Raw genomic sequence first — 5,919 nt, 5'->3', positions numbered from 1 at the left:
GTGGACATGATAGCGAAGGGGGTCTACGGCTATATCGTAAGCGTTTACAAGTAAGTATAAGTAGGCTCAAAAGAAGAACTGTGTGGTCAAACCGTTTTACGTCTATATACATACGTTAGCTTTATATATTTCGCTTGTGGAAAATAACTATATCAAGACGGTGGAAGCCTATGAGTCCTAAAGTATTGACAACGATCTTCGTAATCCTCATAATAATAGTCGGCGTGGCCGCGTTCTACGCTGGGACATCCATGGCACCCGCGAAGACCGTGACCCAGACTGTGGGGGCGGGCGGCACAGTAACGACAACAATAACTCAGACACCTACATGGACCCCGCCCTCGACCATCAAGGCGGCATGGGTGTACGTGGGACCAATAGGAGACTTCGGCTGGACTTACGCGCACGACGTTGGTAGGAGGGTTACTCAGCAGCTCTTCAAGGACTGGCTGCAGACTACCTACGTGGAGAGCGTGACCGCTGACCAGCTACCCTCGGTGATAGACAACCTCGTCTCCCAGGGCTACAACGTGATATTCACCACGAGCTTCGACTTCATGGAGAACACTATAAGGGCTGCTCAGAAGTACCCGAACGTCATATTCTTCCACTGCTCAGGCTACATGAGGGCTCCCAACGTAGGGACGTACTTCGCTGACTTGTACCAGGCCTACTACCTCAACGGGCTGTTAGCCGGAGCTCTGACCAAGACCGGCCATATAGGCTACGTTGCAGCAATCGAGATCCCCGAGGTTGTCAGGCACATTAACGCCTTTGCCATCGGCGCTCAAGAGGTGGCACAGCAACTAGGTAAGAACATAACAGTCCACGTGATCGTGATCGGCGGGTGGGTCGCCCCAGACAAGGCCAGGCAGGCGGTCCAGACTTTGTTCCAGACTTACAACGTTGACACCTTCGCCTTTACAGAGGACACCCCCACCGTTATACAGACTGTCCAGCAGCTGTATGCGAGTACAGGGAAGCAACTCTACGTCTTCAGCCACTACTCACCGGGCTACACCTACGGTACTGATGTGGTCGTCTCCGGCCAGCTGGTCCACTGGGAGGTCATATACGTAGACATACTGGCCAAGATCAAGGCCGGCATCTACACCCCCTACAACCTGCAGAACGTTGACTACTGGTACTTGATGAACACTGGCGCGGTCGACGCTGGTGCTCACATCTACCCGAACGGCACCATTATGTACATCAACCCGAAGTTCGTGGACACGCTTAAGAGCATAATGGTGACCGACAAAGTGACCGGTATGAAGATGAGCGTCTACGACCTGTTCATGGAGAGGATGAGACAGTTCCAGGAGGCGCCTCTACTAGAGAACATACAGGAGCAGGCCAACACCCACGTGTACGAGACAGTTGTCGGACTAAAGATACCCCCCGCTAAACCAGGCGTCTCCGAGCCCGCGACCGAGTGGACTTGGAACGTGGCCCCAGTGTTCGACCCGTTCACAGGCCCGCTGACGTTCTGGAACATCTCCAACCCGAGCCAGCTCATTAACGTGCCGGCGGGAGTTAGGCTAGGACACGACGACCTGTGGTCAATGCAATACTACTTGTACCCAGTCGTCCATAGAGTAGGTGCGATATAGCGGTAACATAGTAGAGGCAGCGAGGTGGAGCGAAGTGGAGAAGACAGGTAACCAGTTTTTTTCCCAAACCCCTCCTCCTCAAACCCCCATCATTAGAATGGAGAACATAACCAAGAGGTTCCCAGGCTCGGTAGCCCTAGACAAGGTAACAGTGGAGTTCAACGAAGGCGAAATACACGCGGTCCTAGGGGAGAACGGCGCCGGCAAGTCTACACTAGTCAAGATCCTCGCAGGGATATACACGCCGGACCACGGCACGATCTACTACAAGGGCGAGAGAGTCACAATAGAGAACCCGATGAAGGCGCTGAGCCTCGGAATAGCCATGGTATCCCAGAGCCCTGTACTGATAAGCAGGCTGACAGTCGCAGAGAACCTGGTTCTAGGCATGAAGCAACTCGGCATCTTCGAGTCGCCAAAGAAGATCAGGAAGTACTTCGAGGAGGTCGCGAACAAGATCGGGATCAAGGTAGACCCCGAAGAAGAGGTCTGGAAGCTGACCTACACTCAGAAGCAGTTGGTAGAGATAGCTAGGGCGTTGATACTGAGGTCGAAGGTGATAATACTGGACGAGGCCCTCACATACCTCCCACTGGAGGAGAGGAGGAAGTTCTACAAGTACCTCAAGGAGTTCACCCAGCAGGGCGGCACAGTTGTGTTGATAACCCACAAACTAACAGAGGCCTTCGAGGTGTCAAACAGGATAACGGTCCTCAGGCGCGGTAAGCTCGTTGGGACCGTGAAGACGAGCGAGGTCGACATCGAGAGGGTCAGGGAGATGATGTTCGCTGAGAGGGCTAAGGAGATCACCTACGAGAGGCTCATGGACGGTAATCCCTCTGAGCCGGTGCTGGAGGTCAAGGACTTGTGGGTCAAGAACGACTACGGGACTTACGCCCTTAAGGGGGTCTCGCTAACCGTGAATCGAGGCGAGGTGCTAGGGATAGCCGGCATAGTCGGTAATGGGCAGGCGGAGCTCGTTCAGGCGATAATGGGTTTGCGCAACGTAGAGAGAGGTACAGTCCTAGTCTATGTAAAGGGCAGGAAGTATGTAATGCCCGACACCAAGAAGCTAAGAGAGCTGGGTGTCGGCTACATCCCCGACGAGCCGCTGTCGCACGGTGTGTCGATAGACTTCGGCCTTAGAGAGAACATCGCTGTGATGCCCGGGTACACTGGTGCTGTGATCAACTGGAGTAGGCTAACGCAACTAGCGAAGAAGTTCATTGAGGAGTTCTCGATCGTCACCCCAGGGGCTAAGACCCCGCTGAAGTTCCTCAGCGGTGGCAACTTGATGAAGAGCCTTGTGGCGAGAGAGCTGGACTTGTCGAAACACCTCCTCGTAGCCTACAACCCGACTAGGGGTCTAGACGAGGTGACCAGTATCAAGGTCAGGAGGATCATCAAGGAGAAGGTGGTCAAGGAGAACATAGGGGTCTTGATGGTCAGCGAGGACCTGGACGAGATCTTCCAGGTGAGCGACAGAATAGCCGTTATAAACGAGGGCAAGATTGTAGGTCTATTTGAGGCGAAGTCGGCCGACAGATCCGAAGTAGAGCGCTTGATGGTGACTTAGGGTTGGTCAGCATAGTTGTAGTAAGAAGGGTCAAGCCGATACCCTACTTCGTCGTGCCTATATTCGCGCTAGTGATAGGAATAGTAGTAAGCATGGCCATACTCTTCTTCCTGACAGGATACATGGTGTGGCCTACCGACGTTCTCAACTCTATATGGGACGGGCTCACACACCCCAACGTGATCGCCAACATCTTCCTATTACTGACAATAATAGGTTTCTCGCTGGCTCTGAGCTTCAAGGGCGGCATATACAACATCGGCGGTGAGGGGCAGTTCTGGATCGCCGCCTGGGTTATGGTGTACCTGGTCTTCACGACGCCCTACTTGACGTCGGGGGCGCCACTGGTCTCTAAAGTACTAGCTATATTAGTAGGGTTCGCCGCAGGATTCGCTTGGGCTCTAGTGGCAGGCCTATTGAGGGGCTTCATCGGCGTAGACGAAGTCCCGCTTACTCTGATGATGAACTACGTCGCCTACCACCTAATCGACTGGTTCGTCATGGTACCAGGCATGCCCTGGAGGGACGTCTACGGGTACGCTAAGACGAGGTCTCTGCCAGAGAGCCTCCAGTACTCTATACTCCCGGGCTCCACGGTATCGGTGGAGATGATAGTGGTCACGATCCTGGTCGGGGTTGTCGTGTGGCTCCTACTCGACTACACAAAGCTCGGGCTCACCATAAAGATACACGGCAGCAACGTGAAGTTGCTGCGGAGCGCCGGTTACAGCGTGCCTCTAACAGCAGCCGTAGCCCTAGCGCTCTCGGGCGGCTTCATAGGGGTGGCCGGCGTGGTTTACCTCTGCGGCGTCACTCCGAGTATCAGGGTACCGGTCGAGACCAGCACCTCCGGCTTCGGCTACCTCGGGATACTTGTGACGTGGCTGTCAATGCTGGAGCTCTTCGCCGTGCCGATAGCGGCCTACGTCGTCAGCAGCCTGTACAACGCGGGCTTCACCCTCATGGCGATGAAGGGCATGCAGCAAGCGGGTGTTACAGCCGGCGTGACGAACGTCTTCATAGGCAGCGTACTGCTCATGTACGCGCTGTTGATAACGATATCGGAGTACAAGATAAAGATCGTGTGGTGAGACCATGTTCGACCCCTCTATTGCCACCCTCGCAGACCTAATAATTGCCTCGGGAGGGCTCTTCATAGCGTTCTACCTGATGGCGCTCGGGCACTCGGTGGTCGAGAAGAGCGGGATACTGAACCTGGCGATAGACGGTACCTTCGCGCTAACGGCTACGCTGGCCTTCTTCATGGACGTGTACTACAACAACAACCTACTGCTATCCTTCCTTGTACCGGCTGTCGTCGCAATGCTGTTCGGTCTGTTCATGGCCTTCACACTGACGAAGTTCCCCGTTAGCCACGGCGCGGTCGGCCTATCGCTGATGTTCCTGATGTACGGCCTCGCGAGCATCATAGGGTACGGGCCGAGGATCGTCCAGGCCTCGCTACCCAACTTCTCGCCGGGTGTAGCCCTAACTGAAGAGCAGAGTGTCGCCGGCTACCTGGCGATGCTCGTATTAGGCCTGATCACGTACTGGCTAATAGAGAAGACAAAGCTTGGCGTCTCCATCAAGGCGTCGGGCGAAGACCCGGCTGCTGCCGAGTCTCTCGGTGTCAACGTGCTGGCGTCCAGGCTCATAGCGGCAGCGATCGGGTTTGCCATGATAGGGCTGGGTGGCGCAGCCTACATGAACTTCTACGTGAGGTTGTGGGACGAGAGGTCGATCATACTAAGCGGCTACGGGTGGCTGGCGTTCGCTGTGGCCCTGAGCGGGGGTAGACACCCGCTAGTGGTGCTGCTGACGGCCTTCGTGTTCTCCATCCTAGTACACTCGAGCCTCCAGTTTGTGGCGTGGTTCAACATCTCCAGAGAGCTATCGTACTCTCTACCGTTCATCGTCGCGATAGCGGCTATGACGATATACATGGCAACACCTCTCAGGAGGATACTCGCGCCGCCCAGGAGTCTCGGCAGGATCTACTTCAGAGAAGAGAGGACTGTTTGAGCGGAACGTCTTTTTCCTCTTCTCCTCTCCTCCTTCACTTTCCTCCACACTCTCTAATCCTTTAAACCCCTAGCGAGAATACGTCGGGTGCGAGGTGCAGGGTGGTTTGGAGAGGGTCTACAAGTTGGCTCTGGTCCTATTGGTCGCGGCGTTCGCACTGATAGCCCTGTCTCTCAGCCTGCCCCGCGAGTTTGGCCTAAAGAGGGCTGTCACGGTCAGGGTCAACGGTTTAGGTGAGGGTTGGACGGCGATTTGGCTCGACACCAACGACCAGGTAACCATAACACTACCCACGCTGTCGAACGGCACCTTCAGTATCACGGGCGAGGGCTACAACTACACCGACGTGTTCTGGGACACCGCCTCCTTTACTGTCCTCTTCAAGGGCCCTAGCGGGCTCTACAACATATCCCTCGTGAGCGAGGTGCCGCTGGACTACTTCAACGTAAGTGTGAGCGGCGCGCGTTTCACGTGGGTCCATAACTTGCTTGCGGTAGCCGGCCTCGTTATGCTCGCGGCGAGCCCGGGCTCAATATTCTTTTACTACCTCACCAGGCAGTACCCAGACACCAAGACAGACGTGGTCGAGGGGGTAGAGGTTACCTGTAGGACAAAGGGCTACGACAGACACGAGTGCCAGCTAAGGCTACCTGCCTCCCTCGACGAGGGGGTTAGGGCCAGGTTGCGCTCGGCCCTCTTAGACTTCCT

5 protein-coding genes are annotated in these 5,919 nt (G+C 55.3%); all 5 read left to right on the top strand.

The window, feature by feature from the left end:
- Nucleotides 1-170 precede the first annotated feature (170 nt).
- Nucleotides 171-1,613, top strand: a complete 1,443-nt coding sequence (locus ACP5VX_RS05925) for a BMP family ABC transporter substrate-binding protein (protein WP_428724964.1) — start codon at nt 171-173, stop codon at nt 1,611-1,613.
- Nucleotides 1,614-1,647: 34 nt separating this feature from the next.
- Nucleotides 1,648-3,189 (top strand): ABC transporter ATP-binding protein, encoded by a 1,542-nt coding sequence (locus ACP5VX_RS05920; protein ID WP_428724963.1) that lies wholly within the window; start codon nt 1,648-1,650, stop codon nt 3,187-3,189.
- A gap of 2 nt (nt 3,190-3,191) precedes the next feature.
- A complete protein-coding gene (locus tag ACP5VX_RS05915; protein WP_428724962.1) occupies nt 3,192-4,280 on the top strand; it encodes an ABC transporter permease in 1,089 nt (362 codons plus the stop codon).
- A gap of 4 nt (nt 4,281-4,284) precedes the next feature.
- Complete coding sequence (locus ACP5VX_RS05910; protein WP_428724961.1) at nt 4,285-5,211, top strand: ABC transporter permease; 927 nt, start codon at nt 4,285-4,287, stop codon at nt 5,209-5,211.
- Nucleotides 5,212-5,317: 106 nt separating this feature from the next.
- Nucleotides 5,318-5,919: hypothetical protein (locus tag ACP5VX_RS05905; RefSeq protein WP_428724960.1), on the top strand; the 602-nt coding region annotated here is incomplete at its 3' end.

Source organism: Thermogladius sp. (genome assembly GCF_049970955.1).
Lineage (GTDB): Archaea > Thermoproteota > Thermoprotei_A > Sulfolobales > Desulfurococcaceae > Thermogladius.
Note: the sequence above shows the minus strand (reverse complement) of the source record. Positions and strands in the feature narration are given on the sequence as shown.

What these genes read in the sequence shown, in the direction of transcription:
- ACP5VX_RS05910 (WP_428724961.1), top strand. Translation starts at nt 4,285, where the DNA reads ATGTTCGACCCCTCTATTGCCACCCTCGCAGACCTAATAATTGCCTCG.
- ACP5VX_RS05925 (WP_428724964.1), top strand. Translation starts at nt 171, where the DNA reads ATGAGTCCTAAAGTATTGACAACGATCTTCGTAATCCTCATAATAATA.